Source organism: Streptomyces sp. NPDC085524, assembly GCF_044541755.1.
Lineage (GTDB): Bacteria > Actinomycetota > Actinomycetes > Streptomycetales > Streptomycetaceae > Streptomyces.
Window position 1 is genome coordinate 39,784 of record NZ_JBITTH010000006.1, and the last position, 15,976, is coordinate 55,759.

The 15,976-nt window shown below is 73.4% G+C and carries 15 protein-coding genes; 10 read left to right on the forward strand and 5 right to left on the reverse strand.

Translation table 11 applies throughout. The annotated features are described in order from the left end of the window. Positions 1-52: 52 nt before the first annotated feature. From ACIGFK_RS10635 to ACIGFK_RS10655, 5 genes are all read left to right on the forward strand, one after another. Positions 53-967 (forward strand): Rossmann-like and DUF2520 domain-containing protein, encoded by a 915-nt coding sequence (locus tag ACIGFK_RS10635; RefSeq protein WP_376661088.1) that lies wholly within the window; start codon positions 53-55, stop codon positions 965-967. Continuing rightward, positions 964-1,959, forward strand: a complete 996-nt coding sequence (panC, locus tag ACIGFK_RS10640) for a pantoate--beta-alanine ligase (RefSeq protein WP_376661087.1) — start codon at positions 964-966, stop codon at positions 1,957-1,959. The genes ACIGFK_RS10635 and panC overlap by 4 nt, the downstream gene beginning before the upstream one ends. A gap of 80 nt (positions 1,960-2,039) precedes the next feature. After that, positions 2,040-3,776, forward strand: a complete 1,737-nt coding sequence (locus ACIGFK_RS10645) for an L-aspartate oxidase (RefSeq protein ID WP_376661097.1) — start codon at positions 2,040-2,042, stop codon at positions 3,774-3,776. Between the two features lie 2 nt (positions 3,777-3,778). Then, a complete protein-coding gene (gene nadC / locus ACIGFK_RS10650; protein WP_386464364.1) occupies positions 3,779-4,747 on the forward strand; it encodes a carboxylating nicotinate-nucleotide diphosphorylase in 969 nt (322 codons plus the stop codon). Between the two features lie 3 nt (positions 4,748-4,750). Further along, the gene (locus tag ACIGFK_RS10655; protein ID WP_376661085.1) at positions 4,751-5,560 is read left to right on the forward strand and encodes a type III pantothenate kinase; all 810 of its coding nucleotides are present in this window, start codon (positions 4,751-4,753) and stop codon (positions 5,558-5,560) included. 84 nt (positions 5,561-5,644) lie between these two features. Here the strand turns inward: ACIGFK_RS10655 and ACIGFK_RS10660 are convergent, their stop codons facing one another. Next, positions 5,645-5,857 (reverse strand): hypothetical protein, encoded by a 213-nt coding sequence (locus ACIGFK_RS10660; RefSeq protein ID WP_376661084.1) that lies wholly within the window; start codon positions 5,855-5,857, stop codon positions 5,645-5,647. Between the two features lie 321 nt (positions 5,858-6,178). On the opposite strand from ACIGFK_RS10660, the gene ACIGFK_RS10665 reads away from it, so the two are divergent. After that, positions 6,179-7,300, forward strand: coding sequence for a DUF5937 family protein (locus tag ACIGFK_RS10665; RefSeq protein WP_400051252.1), 1,122 nt, complete (start codon positions 6,179-6,181; stop codon positions 7,298-7,300). 152 nt (positions 7,301-7,452) lie between these two features. Beyond that, positions 7,453-9,000 carry a M28 family metallopeptidase gene (locus tag ACIGFK_RS10670; RefSeq protein WP_376662409.1) on the forward strand — a complete coding sequence of 516 codons (1,548 nt, stop codon included), beginning with the start codon at positions 7,453-7,455 and terminating at the stop codon, positions 8,998-9,000. Between the two features lie 65 nt (positions 9,001-9,065). On the opposite strand, the gene ACIGFK_RS10675 is transcribed toward ACIGFK_RS10670, so the two are convergent. Continuing rightward, positions 9,066-10,052: an SAM-dependent methyltransferase gene (locus ACIGFK_RS10675; protein WP_376660461.1), complete on the reverse strand. Its 987-nt coding sequence runs from the start codon at positions 10,050-10,052 to the stop codon at positions 9,066-9,068. Positions 10,053-10,159: 107 nt separating this feature from the next. Between ACIGFK_RS10675 and ACIGFK_RS10680 the strand changes: the two genes are divergently transcribed. Both ACIGFK_RS10680 and ACIGFK_RS10685 read left to right on the forward strand, forming a co-directional pair. Further along, entirely contained in the window at positions 10,160-11,362 is a 1,203-nt protein-coding gene (locus ACIGFK_RS10680; RefSeq protein WP_400051255.1) for a sensor histidine kinase, read from the forward strand. 17 nt (positions 11,363-11,379) lie between these two features. Continuing rightward, positions 11,380-12,057: a response regulator gene (locus tag ACIGFK_RS10685; RefSeq protein ID WP_376660459.1), complete on the forward strand. Its 678-nt coding sequence runs from the start codon at positions 11,380-11,382 to the stop codon at positions 12,055-12,057. Positions 12,058-12,118: 61 nt separating this feature from the next. Here the strand turns inward: ACIGFK_RS10685 and ACIGFK_RS10690 are convergent, their stop codons facing one another. The 3 genes from ACIGFK_RS10690 to ACIGFK_RS10700 all read right to left on the reverse strand — a co-directional run bounded on the left by ACIGFK_RS10690 (position 12,119) and on the right by ACIGFK_RS10700 (position 14,684). Continuing rightward, entirely contained in the window at positions 12,119-12,700 is a 582-nt protein-coding gene (locus tag ACIGFK_RS10690) for a hypothetical protein (protein ID WP_376660458.1), read from the reverse strand. A gap of 149 nt (positions 12,701-12,849) precedes the next feature. Further along, positions 12,850-14,196 (reverse strand): PH domain-containing protein, encoded by a 1,347-nt coding sequence (locus tag ACIGFK_RS10695; protein ID WP_400051258.1) that lies wholly within the window; start codon positions 14,194-14,196, stop codon positions 12,850-12,852. Then, positions 14,193-14,684: a PH domain-containing protein gene (locus ACIGFK_RS10700; RefSeq protein ID WP_376660456.1), complete on the reverse strand. Its 492-nt coding sequence runs from the start codon at positions 14,682-14,684 to the stop codon at positions 14,193-14,195. The genes ACIGFK_RS10695 and ACIGFK_RS10700 overlap by 4 nt, the downstream gene beginning before the upstream one ends. A gap of 31 nt (positions 14,685-14,715) precedes the next feature. On the opposite strand from ACIGFK_RS10700, the gene ACIGFK_RS10705 reads away from it, so the two are divergent. Next, a complete protein-coding gene (locus tag ACIGFK_RS10705) occupies positions 14,716-15,858 on the forward strand; it encodes an NADH-quinone oxidoreductase subunit D (RefSeq protein WP_376660455.1) in 1,143 nt (380 codons plus the stop codon). Positions 15,859-15,976: the final 118 nt, after the last annotated feature.

The following is a 15,976-nucleotide window of genomic DNA, read 5'->3' on the forward strand; positions in this document are numbered from 1 at the left end:
GCGGCGTATCGTCCGGTACCCCCCGCGGACTGGAACGGAAGGCCCTTCCCGCGTGAATCCATCACAGCAGCCGCGCCCTGCCCGGCTCGCCGTCGGCGTCGTCGGAGCCGGCCGGGTCGGCCCCGCGCTGGCCCGTGCGCTCCAGCAGGCCGGGCACCGGCCCGTCGCCGTGTCCGGAGTCTCCGACGCGTCCGTCCGCCGGGCCGCCCGGATGCTGCCCGACGTGCCGCTCGTACCGCCCGCACAGGTGCTGGAGCTGGCCGACCTGGTGCTGCTCACCGTGCCCGACGACGCGCTGCCGGGCCTCGTGCAGGGGCTGGCCGAGACGGGCGCGGTCCGGCCCGGACAGCTCCTCGTGCACACCTCCGGCCGGTACGGGACCTCCGTGCTCGACCCGGCCCGCCGGGCGGGGGCGCTGCCGCTGGCCCTGCACCCCGCGATGACCTTCACCGGCACCGAGGTCGACGTGCAGCGCCTGGCCGGCTGCTCGTTCGGCGTCACCGCCCCCGAGGAGCTGCGGCTCGCGGCGGAGGCCCTGGTCATCGAGATGGGCGGGGAGCCCGAGTGGATCGCGGAGGAGAACCGACCGCTCTACCACGCGGCTCTGGCCCTCGGCGCGAACCACCTGGTCACCCTGGTCGCCCAGTCGATGGAGCTGCTGGCCAAGGCCGGGGTCGAGCACCCCGACCGGATGCTCGGCCCGCTGCTCGGCGCGGCCCTGGACAACGCGCTGCGCTCCGGGGACGCCGCCCTGACCGGGCCGGTGGCCCGCGGCGACGCCGGTACGGTCGCCGCGCACGTCTCGGAGCTGCGCAGGCACGCGCCGGGCACGGTCGCCGGGTACCTGGCGATGGCCCGTACGACCGCGGACCGGGCCCTCGCCCACGGTCTGCTCAAGCCCGAACTCGCCGAGGACCTGCTCGGCGTACTCGCCGACGCGGAGCCGGAAGGGGACAGCGCCCCATGAGCGAACTGCTGCTCGACACCGCCGAGGAGCTCCGGAAGCTCCCGCGCAACGGCCGCCGGGCCGTGGTGATGACCATGGGCGCCCTGCACGAGGGCCACGCCACCCTGATCCGCGCCGCCCGCGAACTGGCCGGGCCGCAGGGGCAGGTCGTCGTCACCGTCTTCGTCAACCCCCTGCAGTTCGGGGCGGGCGAGGACCTGGACCGCTACCCGCGCACCCTCGACGCCGACCTCGCGATCGCCGAAGGGGCGGGCGCCGACGCGGTGTTCGCGCCCGCCGTCGACGAGGTGTACCCGGGCGGCGACCCGCAGGTGCGGATCAGCGCCGGTCCGATGGGCGGGCGCCTCGAAGGGAGCACCCGTCCGGGGCACTTCGACGGGATGCTGACCGTCGTCGCCAAGCTGCTCCACCTGACCGCTCCCGACCTGGCGCTCTTCGGTCAGAAGGACGCGCAGCAACTGGCCCTGATCCGGCGGATGGTGACGGACCTGAACTTCCCGGTGGAGGTGGTCGGCGTACCGACCGTCCGCGAGGACGACGGGCTCGCCCTGTCGTCCCGCAACCGCTACCTCTCCCCCGTCGAGCGGCACACCGCCCTGGCCCTGTCCCGCGCCCTGTTCGCGGGGCAGGACCGGCTCGCCGCGCAGGCGGCGCTGCGGGCCCGCGCCGAGGCCGCCCCGGCCAGCGACGAGCGGGCCACGGCCCTGGCCCGGCTGGGCGAGATCCGCGCCTCCGCCGACGCGCACGCCGTCTCGGCGGCGGGCGACGCCGGGCTGCCGGACGCGGTACGGGCCGCCGCGCGGCACGTCCTGGAGGAGGCGGGCCGGCACGAGCCGCCCCTCGTCCTGGACTACCTGGCCCTGGTGGACCCGCGGGACTTCACCGACGTCGGGCCCGATTTCACCGGGCAGGCCGTGCTGGCCGTCGCGGCGAAGGTGGGCGCCACCAGGCTGATCGACAACATCCCATTGGAGTTCGGAGCACACACGTGAGCACCCCAGGCAGAGCCGTCCCGTCGGGCGGCGCAGAAGCGGGCGCGGGGACCGGCGCGGACACGGGCGCGGGCACCGGCATACGGCTGCACGCGCCGGCCCCCGGCTGGGCCGTCGACGCCGACGTCGTGGTCGTCGGTTCGGGCGTCGCGGGGCTGACCGCGGCGCTGCGCTGCGCCGCGGCGGGCCGCCGTACGGTCGTGGTCACCAAGGCCCGGCTCGACGACGGGTCCACCCGCTGGGCCCAGGGCGGCATCGCCGCGGCCCTCGGCGAGGGGGACACCCCCGAGCAGCACCTCGACGACACGCTGGTCGCGGGCGCGGGGCTGTGCGACGAGGACGCCGTACGGCTGCTCGTCACCGAGGGGCCGGGCGCGGTGCGCCGGCTGATCGCGGCGGGCGCCGTCTTCGACACCTCCGCGCAGACCGGGGAGATAGAGCTGACCCGGGAGGGCGGCCACCACCGGCGCCGGATCGCGCACGCGGGCGGCGACGCCACCGGCGCGGAGATCTCCCGGGCGCTCGTCGAGGCCGTGCACGCGGCCGGCATAGAGACGGTCGAGAACGCACTCGTCCTGGACCTGCTCCAGGACGCGGAGGGCCGGACGGCCGGGGTGACCCTGCACGTCATGGGCGAGGGCCAGCACGACGGCGTCGGCGCCGTCCACGCGCCCGCCGTGATCCTCGCGACCGGCGGCATGGGCCAGGTCTTCTCCGCGACGACCAACCCGTCGGTGTCCACGGGTGACGGGGTGGCGCTCGCCCTGCGGGCCGGGGCCGAGGTCTCCGACCTGGAGTTCGTGCAGTTCCACCCGACGGTGCTGTTCCTCGGCCCGGACGCCGAGGGCCAGCAGCCGCTCGTCTCGGAGGCGGTCCGTGGCGAGGGCGCGTACCTCGTCGACGCGGACGGCGTGCGGTTCATGGTCGGCCAGCACGAGCTGGCCGAGCTGGCGCCGCGCGACATCGTCGCCAAGGGCATCACGCGCCGCATGCTGGAGCAGGGCGCCCAGCACATGTACCTGGACGCCCGGCACTTCGGCGCCGAGATGTGGGAGCAGCGCTTCCCCACCATCCTGGCCGCCTGCCGCTCGCACGGCATCGACCCGGTGACCGAGCCGATCCCCGTCGCACCCGCCGCGCACTACGCGTCCGGGGGCGTACGGACCGACCTGCACGGCCGGACCACCGTCCCCGGCCTGTACGCCTGCGGCGAGGTCGCCTGCACGGGCGTGCACGGGGCGAACCGGCTGGCCTCCAACTCCCTGCTGGAGGGGCTGGTCTTCGCCGAGCGCATCGCCGAGGACATCACCCGGCACGCCCCCTCGGGCAGCGGCCCGGGCGTCCCGGTCCCCGCGACGGGGCCGCTGCAGCCCGCCGAGGCCCGCTACGAGATCCAGCGGATCATGACGGAGGGCGCGGGCGTGCTGCGCTCCGCCGAGTCGCTGCGCACGGCGGCCGAGTCCCTCGAAGCGCTGTACGCGACCGCGCTGGGCGAGCTCGAGGCGCACGGCAAGACCGCCGAACCGGGTGTGGACACCTGGGAGGCCACGAACCTGCTGTGCGTGGCGCGGGTGCTGGTCGCCGCCGCCGAGCGGCGGGTGGAGACCCGCGGCTGCCACTGGCGCGAGGACCACCCCGACCGGGACGACGCCGCCTGGCGCCGCCACCTCGTGGTGCGGCTGTCCCGGGCCGAGCGGCGGGCCCTGGTCGTCACCCCCACCGACTCCGCGGACTTCCCGTCCGTGCGGGTCCCCCTGAACACCGCGAACACCGCCGATACCGCGAACACCGCGAACCCCCCGAGCCTGGAGCAGTGACCGTGAGCACCCCCGAACTTCCCCTGATCGACCAGAACGACGGCGGCTGCGGCGACGACTGCGCCTGCGGCGACGGCGAGGAGACCGGCCTGGACCCGGCGCTGGCCCAGCTGCTGGTGGACGCGGGCCTCGACCCCATCGAGGTCGAGGACATCGCCCACATGGCGCTCTCCGAGGACCTCGACGGCGGCGTCGACGTGACCACCGTGGCCACCGTCCCCGAGGACGCCGAGGCCGTCGCCGACTTCGTCGCCCGCGAGAACGGCGTCGTGGCGGGGCTGCGCATCGCCGAGGCCGTGTTCTCCGTGGTCTGCACGGAGGCCTTCGAGGTGGAGCGGCACGCGGAGGACGGCGACTCCGTCGAGGCCGGGCAGCTGCTGCTGTCCGTCCGCTCCCGCACCCGCGACCTGCTGACGGCGGAGCGCAGCGCGCTGAACATCCTGTGCCGCCTCTCGGGCATCGCGACCGCCACCCGCCGCTGGGCGGACGTCCTCGACGGCACGTCGGCGAAGGTCCGCGACACCCGCAAGACCACCCCCGGGCTGCGCGCCCTGGAGAAGTACGCGGTGCGCTGCGGCGGCGGCGTCAACCACCGCATGTCGCTGTCGGACGCGGCGCTGGTGAAGGACAACCACGTGGTGGCCGCCGGCGGCGTCGCCCAGGCCTTCAAGGCAGTGCGGGAGGCCTTCCCGGAGGTCCCGATCGAGGTCGAGGTCGACAACCTGGAGCAGATCGGCGAGGTCCTGGAGGCGGGCGCGGACCTGATCCTGCTGGACAACTTCACGGTGGACCAGACCGCCGAGGCCGTGGCCCTGGTCGCGGGCCGCGCGGTGCTGGAGTCCTCGGGCCGCCTGACGCTGGACACCGCCCGGGCGTACGCCGAGACCGGCGTGGACTACCTGGCGGTCGGCGGGCTGACCCACTCCTCGCCGATCCTGGACATCGGCCTCGACCTGCGCGCGGCGGTGTAACCGGTGCTCCTCACCATCGACGTAGGCAACACCCACACGGTCCTGGGCCTGTTCGACGGTGACGAGATCGTCGAGCACTGGCGCATCTCGACCGACCCGCGGCGCACGGCCGACGAGATGGCCGTGCTGATGCAGGGCCTGATGGGCATGCACCCGATGCTCGGCAGCGAGCTGGGCGACGGGATCCACGGCATCGCGATCTGCTCGACGGTGCCGGCGGTCCTGCACGAGCTCCGCGAAGTGACCCGCCGCTACTACGGCGACGTGCCCGCGGTGATCGTGGAGCCCGGCACGAAGACGGGCGTGCCGATCCTGATGGACAACCCGAAGGAGGTCGGCGCGGACCGCATCGTGAACGCGGTCGCGGTCGTCGAGCTCTACGGGGGCCCGGCGATCGTGGTCGACCTCGGTACGGCGACCACGTTCGACGCGGTGTCCGCGAAGGGCGAGTACGTGGGCGGGGTGATCTCCCCCGGCATCGAGATCTCGATGGAGGCGCTCGGCGTCCGCGGCGCACAGCTCCGCAAGATCGAACTGGCCCGGCCGCGGAACGTGGTCGGCAAGTCCACGGTCGAGGCGATGCAGTCGGGCGTGGTCTACGGCTTCGCGGGGCAGGTCGACGGGATCGTGACCCGGATGGCCAGGGAACTGGCCGGGCCGTCGGGCAACCCGGACGACGTGCGGGTGATCGCCACGGGCGGTCTGGCGCCGATCGTCCTCGGGGAGTCCTCGGTGATCGACGACCACGAGCCGTGGCTGACGCTGATCGGTCTCCGCCTGGTGTACGAACGCAACGCGCCGAGCTTCGCCTGAGCCGGCGCCCCCGCGGGGCCGGGCCGCCGGGCCGCTGCGGGGCTCGGACGGGGCCCGGGCCTGGCTGCCGGCCGCGGTCCGGGCTCAGCTCGTCGGCCGCGGCCGGGTGAGGAGTCTGCGGACCGCCGCCCGCCAGGGGTGCCCTGCCGGGCGGCCGTCCAGGACGGCCTGGAACTGCTCGTACGTGCGGGCGGCGCGGACGACGGCGACGTCGTCGCGGCCGGGCGGGGGCGGCGGGGGGTCACCGTGCTGTGACGCCCGGTAGGTGTCGATGAGGTACTGCTCGATGGCGGTCATCCCTCCACCCTGCGCCTGCCGGGGCCGACCCGCACGACGATTGACGCCCGTCGTCAATCGGGGCGTCGTCGGCGTGGCCGCTGCGCGGGGCCTCTCCCCCACCCCGCCCCTTCCCGAACCGGGGCTCCGCCCCGGACCCCCGCTCCTCGAACGCCGGAGGGGCTGGAACATCCAGCCCCTCCGGCGGGCAAACCCGGCCTCGCCGGCGTTTGAGGCGCGGGGTCCGGGGGCGGAGCCCCCGCAGCGGCGGCGCGGGCGAACCACCCGGCCGGACCCGCCGCGCTGCGGCAGCACCGCCGGGCCGCCGGGGAGAATGGGCCGATGAGCGTCACCATCGACATCGCAGGCCTCCCCGCGGAGCGGATCTCCTTCTCGCCCTCGCCCCTCGCAGAGCTCTGCATGGCGCTGCACGCGCTCTCCCAGCCCGCCCATCACCCCGCCCTCGCCTCCTGGACCACCGCCACCACCGCCGCGCTCGATCCGGGCCTCGCGGACCGGCTGCTGGAGGCGGACTTCATGTGGCGCAGTTCCTTCTCGGACGTCTTCATGCCGTTCGCCGGCGTCCCCGGCGGGACCGGGCTGCCCGCCGCGACCCTGGCCGAGGAGCTCGACGTACTCGACCGGCTCGACGACGAGCGGTTCGTGATGGCCGCCCTGGAGCACTGCTGGCTCGCGCTGTACGACGAGGGCCTGCCCTCCCCGCTCACGGACTCCCGGGCCCGGGCCAGGGCCCTGGAGACGGCCGCCGCCCGCGGCCCCCGCCCGCTGGACTTCTCGCTGCGCCTGCTGGACGACCCGGCCGGGGTGCGGGTGTGGGTGCGACGGCTCCTGGAGGACTGCGACGAGGCCTTCTTCGCCGAGACCTGGCGTCGGGTCGAGCCCGGCCAGAGCGCGGACGCCCGGCGCAAGACCGAGGTGCTGCGCCACAAGGGGCTGCCGGCCGCGCTGAAGGAGGTCTCGTCGGCGCTGAGCGTGGACGAGGGCCTCACCACCATCACCGCCGACAAGATGGTCAACGGTTCGGCCACCGCCACCGATCGGCGAATAGGCCCCGGGCTGGTCTTCGTACCGACCAACTTCGGCTGGCCGCACCTGCTCGTGCTGCACGCACCGGGCTGGCGTCCGGTGGTCCACTACCCGCTCGGCACCCCCGGACCGGTCTCCGCTCCGGGCTCGGTGGAGCTGCTCGAGCGGCGGATGGAGGCTCTGGCCCATCCGATGCGCAGGAGACTGTGCCGGAGCCTGGCGCGGGCCCCGTACACGACCAGCGAGTTGGCGGCCGTGTGCGGCATCACCGCGCCGGAGGTGTCGCGGCACCTTTCCGTCCTGAAAAAGGCGGGTCTGCTGCATACGCGCCGTCAAGGCCGGTACGCCCAGCATCAGTTGGATCTGGCAGCCGTGGCGCGCATCGGTACGGACTTCATCGAGGGGATCCTCCGCTAGGGCTCCCATCAGGACTCGAAGCGGGACCGGTCGCCGATATACGGAATTCATAAACCGGAATCAGTGAAAACTCTGGCGAGAGTGACCCGTTGCTGCTTAACGTGCGTCCACCGCTCCTCCCTGCTCGCACTTATGCCGTGGAAGGACCCTGCATGCCCTCACGCCGTATAGCCGCAGCAACCGCCGCCCTGGCCGCTGCGGCCCTCGTCTCCCCGCTGGTGCTCGCCGGTCCGGCCGGTGCCACGAGCCCCGCGAGCGATGCCGCCAGGGGTGACGCACTGGCCAGGAAACTGGTGAAGGACTCGACGGGCAAAGGTGCCTACAACCACCTGAAGGTGCTCCAGTCGATCGCCGACTACAACAACGGGACCCGGGTGGCCGGTTCCAAGGGCCACGAGCAGTCCGCGAAGTACATCGAAGCCGTGATGAAGGCGGCCGGGTACAAGGTCACGAAGAACGAGTTCGACTTCGTGTACGTCGAGGCCATCGCCGAGAAGCTCACGGTGAACGGCGCGAATGCGCACGACGTCCCGATCCACCTGATGACGTACACCACGAGCACCCCGGCGGGCGGTGTGACCGCCCAGGTCGCCGCCGCCCCGGTCGACGCGGACGGGACGAACGGCTGCGAGCCGGGCGACTTCGCCGCCGGCGCCTTCACCGGCAAGATCGCCCTGATCAAGCGCGGCGGCTGCACCTTCGCGGCGAAGCAGGCCAACGCGGCGGCGGCGGGCGCGGTCGGCGCGGTCATATACAACAACACCGAGGGCGCCCTGAACGGCACCCTCGGCGACCCGAACGTGGGCAAGGTCCCGACCGGCGGCATCACCCAGGCCGAGGGCCAGAAGCTCGCCGCCGAGGTCGCGGCCGGGCCGGTCGAGGTCACCCTCGACATCCGGCAGCTGCGCGAGAACCGCAAGACGTACAACGTCATCGCGGAGACCCAGGGCGGCGACGCGGACAACACCGTCTTCCTCGGCGCGCACCTCGACTCGGTCGCGGCCGGCCCGGGCATCAACGACAACGGTTCCGGCTCGGCCGGCATCCTCCAGGTCGCACAGCGCCTCGCGAGCAGCCAGAACAAGATCAAGAACAAGGTCAAGTTCGCCTGGTGGTCGGCGGAGGAGTTCGGCCTGCTCGGCTCGGAGGCGTACGTCGACGGGCTGACGGAGGCGCAGAAGAAGCAGATCAAGCTCTACCTGAACTTCGACATGATCGCCTCGCCGAACTCCGCGTACTTCGTCTACGACGGCGACGACTCGGACAAGACCGGCGCGGGCCCCGGCCCGGAGGGCTCCGCCCAGCTGGAGAAGGGGATCACCGACTTCCTCGACTCCAACAACATCCCCCACGAGGGCACGGACTTCTCCGGGCGCTCGGACTACGGCCCCTTCATCGCGGTGGGCATCCCGTCCGGCGGTACGTTCACGGGCGCCGAGGGCATCATGACGGCCGAGCAGGCCGCCAAGTTCGGCGGCAAGGCGGGCGTCGCCTACGACGAGAACTACCACGCCAAGGGTGACACCCTCGCGAACATCGACCAGAAGGCGCTCGACATCAACGTCGACGTCATCGCGAACGCGGTCGGCCACTACGCCTTCGACCTGGCGCCCCTGTCGAAGCCGGTCGTCTCCGTGCCGAGCACCGGCACGGGCAGCGGCGGCGGCCTGCACGCGGGCCACGACGACGTCGTCGAGTAGGAGCGGCTGACAGAGCAGTGAACGAGGGGCCGGCATCCCGCCAGGGATGCCGGCCCTCCCTCATGTCATGCCCCGGGCCACGGCTCGACGCCGCCCGCCGGCTGGACCAGCCAGCCGAAGTCGCCCAGCCCGCCGCGGGCGGTCAGTTCCGCGGCCTCGCCCGCGGAGGCCAGGGCACGGACGTAGCCGGCCGGATCCGTGGAGGCCAGGGCCAGCGGGGGGCGGGCTCCCGAGACGCCGAGGTCGGTCAGCGCCTCGCGCTGGGTCAGCAGTACCGCGCCGGGGCCCGCGCAGGAGTCCAGGGCCACGTGGGCGGTGACGTCGCAGCTGCCGTCCGGGACGGGCCGGACCTCCCGGCCCGCACGAAAGCCCGTCAGGGTCCCGTACGGGGGCCTCGCCTCCCGGGTGTGGGCGTAGTCCACCGCCACCGCCAGGCCCCGCTCCACGGTGGCCGCGGCGGCCGCCCAGGCCTCGTCGCGGGCCCGCCCGATCTCCGCCCGGCCGGTCCGCTCCGCGCCGGGCCACCAGCGCTCCAGCCAGGCCCGGTCGGCGGCGTCGAGGGGGCCGCCCGGGGACTCCGTACCGTCGCCCGCGACCAGGACGTAGCGCCCGTCCTCGGCGATCTCCAGCGGGACGTTGTCCAGCCACTCGTTGGCGAAGAGGAGGCCCGCCGTCCGCTCGGGCGGCCGCGCCACCCACCGGATCCGCGGGTCGAGCCCGGCCGGCCGCTCCGCGCGCTCCACCGCGTACGGCCGCACCCGGGCGGCCACCCCGGCGGGCAGCGCGGCGAGGACCCCGGCCACCAGCTCGCCCCGGCCGGCCGCCATGTCGACGAGGTCCAGCTCCCGCGGGTGCCCGAGCTGCGCGTCCACCCGCAGCAGCAGCCGGGCCACGGCCCCCGCGTACAGCCCCGAGGCGTGCACGGAGGTGCGGAAGTGGCCGGCCGGACCCGGCCCGCCGGGACGCACGTAGAAGCCCCCGGGGCCGTACAGCGCGGTCTCCATCGCGGTCCGCCACCGGACCGGATCCTCGACTTCAGGCTGAGTGCTCATCGGGAAAAGGTTAAGTTCACCGTCCACCTTGGGGAGTACGCCCCCCTCGCGAGGTTCGCACCTCTGGTTGACTCCAGCACCTGTCGCCGTTCCCTACTCTGGGTTACGTGCAGCGCCTCTACGACTTCCTCCGCAGACACCCGACGGGCGTCGACAGCTTCTGGGCTGTCCTCCTCTTCGGGGCCTCGATGCTGGACGTGGCGGTCGACGGCTCCGTGAGCTCACCCATGAAGTTCGCGACCGTCCCCGCGGTGCTCGCACTGAGCACCGTCGTGGCACTGCGCCGCAAGTGGACGCAGGCGATGTTCTGGCTCGCCCTGGGCGCCGGGGTCTACCAGCTGGTCCTGGGCGTCACCGCGGGGCTCTGGGACCTCGCCATGTTCGTCATCCTCTTCACGGTCGCCGCGAGCGACGTCCCCCGGTGGGTCTCCCGCACCGCCCTGGGCTGGGGCGTGGCGGCGGCCCCGCTCTACTTCGTGCGGTTCGGGGTGGACAAGGGGGCGAACGACGTCGACAACGTCCTCTTCGCCGTCTTCATGATCGTCCCCTTCGTTCTCGCCTGGGTGCTGGGCGACTCCCTGCGCACCCGCCGGGCCTATTACGCCCAGCTCATCGAGCGCAACCAGCGGCTGGAGAAGGAGCGCGAGGCCCAGTCGAAGGTGGCGGTGGCCGCCGAGCGCGCCCGGATCGCCCGCGAGCTGCACGACGTGGTCGCGCACAACGTCTCGGTGATGGTGGTCCAGGCCGACGGAGCGGCGTACGTCATGGACGTCGCCCCCGAGCAGGCCAAGGAGGCCCTCCAGACGATCTCCGGGACGGGCCGCCAGGCACTGGCCGAGATGCGCCGGCTGCTGGGCGTCCTGCGCACGGGCGAGCCGCAGGAGTCCGAGGACTACGTGCCGCAGCCGGACGTCGAGCAGATCGAGGTCCTGGTCGAGCAGGTGCGGGCGGCCGGGCTCGCGGTGGACTTCGAGGTCGAGGGCGCACCGCGGCGGCTGCCGAGCGGCGTGGAACTGACGGCGTACCGGATCGTGCAGGAGGCGCTGACGAACACGCGCAAGCACGGCGGCCCGGACGCGAAGGCGAGCGTGCGGCTGGTCTACTTCGACGACGGGCTCGGCCTGCTCGTCGAGGACGACGGGCGCGGCGCGGCGCACGAGTTGTACGAGGACGGCGGCGCCGACGGCGCCGGGCACGGGCTGATCGGCATGCGCGAACGGATCGGTATGGTCGGCGGAACCCTGGACGCGGGGCCGCGGCCGGGCGGAGGCTTCCGGATCAGCGCACTGCTCCCACTGAAGAAGCAATGACGAGGACGAGGTAACCGATGTCCATCCGCGTGATGCTGGTAGACGACCAGGTGCTGCTGCGCACCGGTTTCCGGATGGTGCTGGCCGCACAGCCGGACATGGAGGTCGTCGCCGAGGCGGGCGACGGCCTGGAGGCCCTGGAGGTGCTGCGGGCCACGAAGGTGGACGTGGTGCTGATGGACGTCCGCATGCCCAGGCTCGACGGGGTCGAGGCGACGCGGCGGATCTGCGAGCCGGAGGAGCACCCGAAGGTCATCATCCTGACCACCTTCGACCTGGACGAGTACGCCTTCTCGGGGCTGAAGGCCGGGGCGAGCGGCTTCATGCTGAAGGACGTCCCGCCGGCCGAGCTGCTCGCGGCGATCCGCTCGGTGCACAGCGGGGACGCGGTGGTCGCCCCGTCCACGACGCGACGGCTGCTGGACCGGTTCGCGCCGATGCTGCCGACGACCACGCAGGAGCCGCAGAACAAGGAGGTCGAGCGGCTGACGGAGCGCGAGCGCGAGGTCATGCTGCTGGTGGCGCAGGGGCTGTCGAACGGTGAGATCGCGGGCCGTCTCGTCCTGTCGGAGGCCACGGTGAAGACGCACGTGGGCCGGATCCTGACGAAGCTGAACCTGCGCGACCGCGTGCAGGTGGTGGTCCTTGCGTACGAGACGGGCCTGGTCCGCGCGGGCGGCGGCGGCGCCGCGTAGGGCTCCTGTACGGGTCTCCCCGCCCGGGCCGTCCGGGCGCCGGGCGGGGAGGACGGGCGGGTCAGCGCGTGATGAACTCGCAGCCGCCCACGACGACGTCGAGCGAGGCGCTGTCGGCCACCAGGATGTCGAAGCCGGTGCCGCATTCGACCCGGTCGTAGCCGCCGTTGCGGCTGACGATGGTGTCGTTGCCGCCCCTTCCGCTGAAGGTGGTGGCCGACGGCGCGGAGTTCCAGCCGTCGCGGTCGGTGAGCCGGTCGTTGCCGTCGCCGCCGATGATCGTGTCCTGGCCCTCTCCGCCGTCGATGTCGCTCGGGATCGAGCTCTTGTTCTCGGCCCGGTCGTCCCGGTCGCCGAGGGACGCCTGGATCCGGGTCACACCGGTGCCGCAGCGCACGGAGTGGGTCGTCACCTGCTGGCAGCCGGGGCCGGCGGTGAGCGTGCTCGCCGAATCCGTGACGAGGAGGTAGCCGGGCGCGGTGTCGAACGTGACGTTGTTGACCTCCCCCGCGAGGGCGGAGAAGAGCACGGTGCTGCCGTTGCGGATCACGTAGGACGGGGACGCGGACGCGGGGGCTGCGAGCGCCATCGACAGGGCGAACGCGGTCAGGGCGGGGGCGGCGATGCGGAGGTACGGGTTCATGGGTGTGCATTCCCTCTGGGTTGCGGGTCGCCGGATCGGGTCGAGGATCCGTCGCCCCGTTCGCTACCCGAAGTCACCGATGAGTCCGTGTGATCATCGGAGAGTTACCTCCTGTGCCACGCGCAACCCCCCGTCCGGCCCCGGCCGCCTTACGTCATCCAGCGGTCCGGGCGGGCCGAGGCGCGGGAGGTCCGGGCGCGGGCGGCCTGGGCGGCCAGCAGCCCGGCGGCCTCGTCCGCCGCGCGCAGCCGGGCCGTGACCGTGCCGTTCGCGCCGGTGTCCACGTGGACGTCGGCGAGGCCGCGGGCGCGTTCCCAGGGGCCCTGGGTCAGCCGGACGCTCTGCACCTTGGCGTGCGGGACGATGTCCGTACGCCGGCACAGTCGGCCGTGCCGGGCGGCGAACACGTCCGGGGAGACGGCCAGGGCGTACCCCTTCCACCACACCGGCACGACCCAGCGGGCGGCCGCCCGCGGCGAGCCGTCGAAGGAGAGCTCCGCCAGGTCCACCCCCGGCAGGATGCGCGCGATCACGGCGTGGGCGGCGTCCCGCGGGGCCACGGGTACCAGCAGCCCGTTCTTCGAGCCGGCCACGGCCAGCTCCACGCGGACCCAGCCGCGCCGCCGCCACAGCAGCGGCTCGACGATCCGTACGCTCTGGACGCGCCCGGGCGGGACCGTCTCGTGGGCCCGGTCCAGCAGTCCGTGGTCCAGGCGCAGCCCGTCCGGGGATTCGGCGACCGTCCAGTCGTAGTCGGTGAGGAACCGGCCCGCGCTGCCCTGCCAGACCGCGCCGGCCATCGGGAGCAGGACGACGAGGGACGCCCAGGGGCTGGGGCTGAACGTGAACACGAGCACCAGCGCGGTGAGCCCGCCGACCAGCGTCGCCGAGAAGCCGAGGCTCAGGACGAGGGAGAGCACGAGCTCGCGCGGCCGGACCCGCAGCAGCTCCCGCTCGGGGGCCTCTCCGAGCCGAACCGCCTCCTCGGGGGCGAAGCCGGCGGCCCGGGCGAGGAGTTCGGCGCGCAGGGCGACGGCCTCCTTCTCCCCGAGGAAGGCCAGCTCGTCCTTGTCCTCGGTGCCGATCACGTCGAGCCGCAGGGAGGCGACGCCGGTCAGCCGGGCGAGCAGCGGCCGGGTGACGTCGACCGCCTGGATCCGGTCGAGCCGGATGTGCGCGGTGCGGCGGAAGAGCAGCCCGCTGCGGATGCGCAGCTCGGTGTCGGTGATGGCGTAGTGGGTGAACCACCAGCTCAGCAGCCCGTACACACCGAAGACCAGGACCAGGCCGAGCACGCCCGTCACCCGGAGCAGGGCGGACAGCTCACCGATCCACTCCTGTGCGCGCTCGCCCTGCTGGGCTATCACGCCGACGGTCGCCGCGATCGGCACCCAGGCCCGCCGCAGCGGGGTGAACGGGTGCAGCCGCCTGCCTGCGGCGGGCCCGGCGGTGGGGGCGGGGGGCTGTGGGGGCTCGTTCGCCGGGCCGGAGGTCACAGGCCCGCCGACCTTGCCTCGCCGAGCTCCGTCAGGCGGTCCCGCAGCCGTTCCGCCTCGGCCGGGGCCAGGCCCGGGATCTTGGCGTCGGTGGCCGCGGCCGCCGTGTGCAGCTGTACCGAGGCCAGCCCGAAGCGCCGCTCCAGCGGGCCCGAGGTCACCTCGACCAGCTGCATCCGCCCGTACGGGACCACGGTCTCCTCCCGCCACAGCACCCCCCGGCTGATCAGCAGGTCGTCCGCGCGCTCCGCGTACCGCCAGGACCGCCAGTTCCGGCCCAGCAGCACCCACCCCCAGACCGCGGCGGCCACCCACACCAGCGCGAGGCCCGCCCATGCCGGGCCCGCGAGCAGGCCCAGCAGGACACCCGTCGCCACGGCGAAGAGCACCGTCCAGACCGCCAGCAGCACCCGCCGCAGTACGAGCAGCCCACCCGGCAGTCCCACCCACCCGGGCGACGCCGTCTCACCCACTGTCCCCGTATCCATGCCCACACCCTAGGGCTGAGACAATGCCCGCATGACGGAGACCACGGTCGGTATCGGCGGCGCGGCGGAAAGCACCGACATGGTGCTCAACATCGGGCCCCAGCACCCTTCCACGCACGGTGTGCTGCGCCTGCGCCTCGTCCTGGACGGGGAGCGGATCGTCAGCGCCGACCCCGTCGTCGGCTACATGCACCGCGGCGCCGAGAAGCTCTTCGAGGCCCGCGACTACCGGCAGATCGTGATGCTCGCGAACCGCCACGACTGGCTGTCCGCGTTCTCCAACGAGCTCGGCGTGGTCATGGCCGTCGAGCGGATGCTGGGCATGGAGGTCCCCGAGCGCGCGGTGTGGATGCGCACGCTGCTGGCCGAGCTGAACCGGGTGCTGAACCACCTGATGTTCCTCGGCTCCTACCCCCTCGAGCTGGGCGGGATCACCCCGATCTTCCACGCGTTCCGCGAGCGCGAGGAGCTCCAGGCCGTCATGGAGGAGATCTCCGGCGGCCGCATGCACTACATGTTCAACCGCGTCGGCGGCCTCAAGGAGGACCTCCCGGCCGGCTGGCTGGGCCGCGCCCGCGAGGCCATCGCCGACGTCCGCACCCGCATGGACGTCTACGACAAGCTGGTCCACGGCAACGAGATCTTCCGCGGCCGCACGCGCGGCGTCGGCGTCCTGTCCCGGGAGGCGGTGCACGCGTACGGGGTCTCCGGCCCGATCGCCCGCGCCTCCGGCGTCGACTTCGACCTGCGCCGCGACGAGCCGTACCTGGCCTACGGCGAGCTCCAGGACGTCCTGAAGGTGGTCACCCGCACCGAGGGCGACTGCCTGGCCCGTTTCGAGGTGCTGCTCGACCAGACCCACAACGCCCTCGACCTGGCCGTGGCCTGCCTGGACCGGATGGCCGAGCTGCCGCCCGGCCCGATCAACCAGCGCCTGCCGAAGGTGCTGAAGGCGCCCGAGGGCGAGACGTACGCCTGGACCGAGAACCCCCTCGGGATCAACGGCTACTACCTGGTCTCGAAGGGCGAGAAGACCCCGTACCGGCTGAAGCTGCGCAGCGCCTCCTACAACAACATCCAGGCCCTGTCGGTGCTGCTGCCCGGGCAGCTCGTCGCGGACATGGTGTCGATCCTCGGCTCCCTGTTCTTCGTCGTCGGCGACATCGACAAGTAGCCCTGAAACAGGGGAAATCGGCGCGCACCTGGAGCGGGTCGCCTACGACGACAAGACCCCCTGGAGGGGGAGGGCCCGGGCTGGAGCTTCCTCAGCCTTCGGCATGCACGCGCCCCGG

Coding starts and splice junctions, on each gene's coding strand:
- panC (WP_376661087.1), top strand. CDS start 964: ATGAGCGAACTGCTGCTCGACACCGCCGAGGAGCTCCGGAAGCTCCCG.
- ACIGFK_RS10660 (WP_376661084.1), bottom strand. CDS start 5,857: ATGACCGCCATCGAGCAGTACCTCATCGACACCTACCGGGCGTCACAG.
- ACIGFK_RS10665 (WP_400051252.1), top strand. CDS start 6,179: ATGAGCGTCACCATCGACATCGCAGGCCTCCCCGCGGAGCGGATCTCC.
- ACIGFK_RS10670 (WP_376662409.1), top strand. CDS start 7,453: ATGCCCTCACGCCGTATAGCCGCAGCAACCGCCGCCCTGGCCGCTGCG.
- ACIGFK_RS10675 (WP_376660461.1), bottom strand. CDS start 10,052: ATGAGCACTCAGCCTGAAGTCGAGGATCCGGTCCGGTGGCGGACCGCG.
- ACIGFK_RS10685 (WP_376660459.1), top strand. CDS start 11,380: ATGTCCATCCGCGTGATGCTGGTAGACGACCAGGTGCTGCTGCGCACC.
- ACIGFK_RS10690 (WP_376660458.1), bottom strand. CDS start 12,700: ATGAACCCGTACCTCCGCATCGCCGCCCCCGCCCTGACCGCGTTCGCC.
- ACIGFK_RS10700 (WP_376660456.1), bottom strand. CDS start 14,684: ATGGATACGGGGACAGTGGGTGAGACGGCGTCGCCCGGGTGGGTGGGA.
- ACIGFK_RS10705 (WP_376660455.1), top strand. CDS start 14,716: ATGACGGAGACCACGGTCGGTATCGGCGGCGCGGCGGAAAGCACCGAC.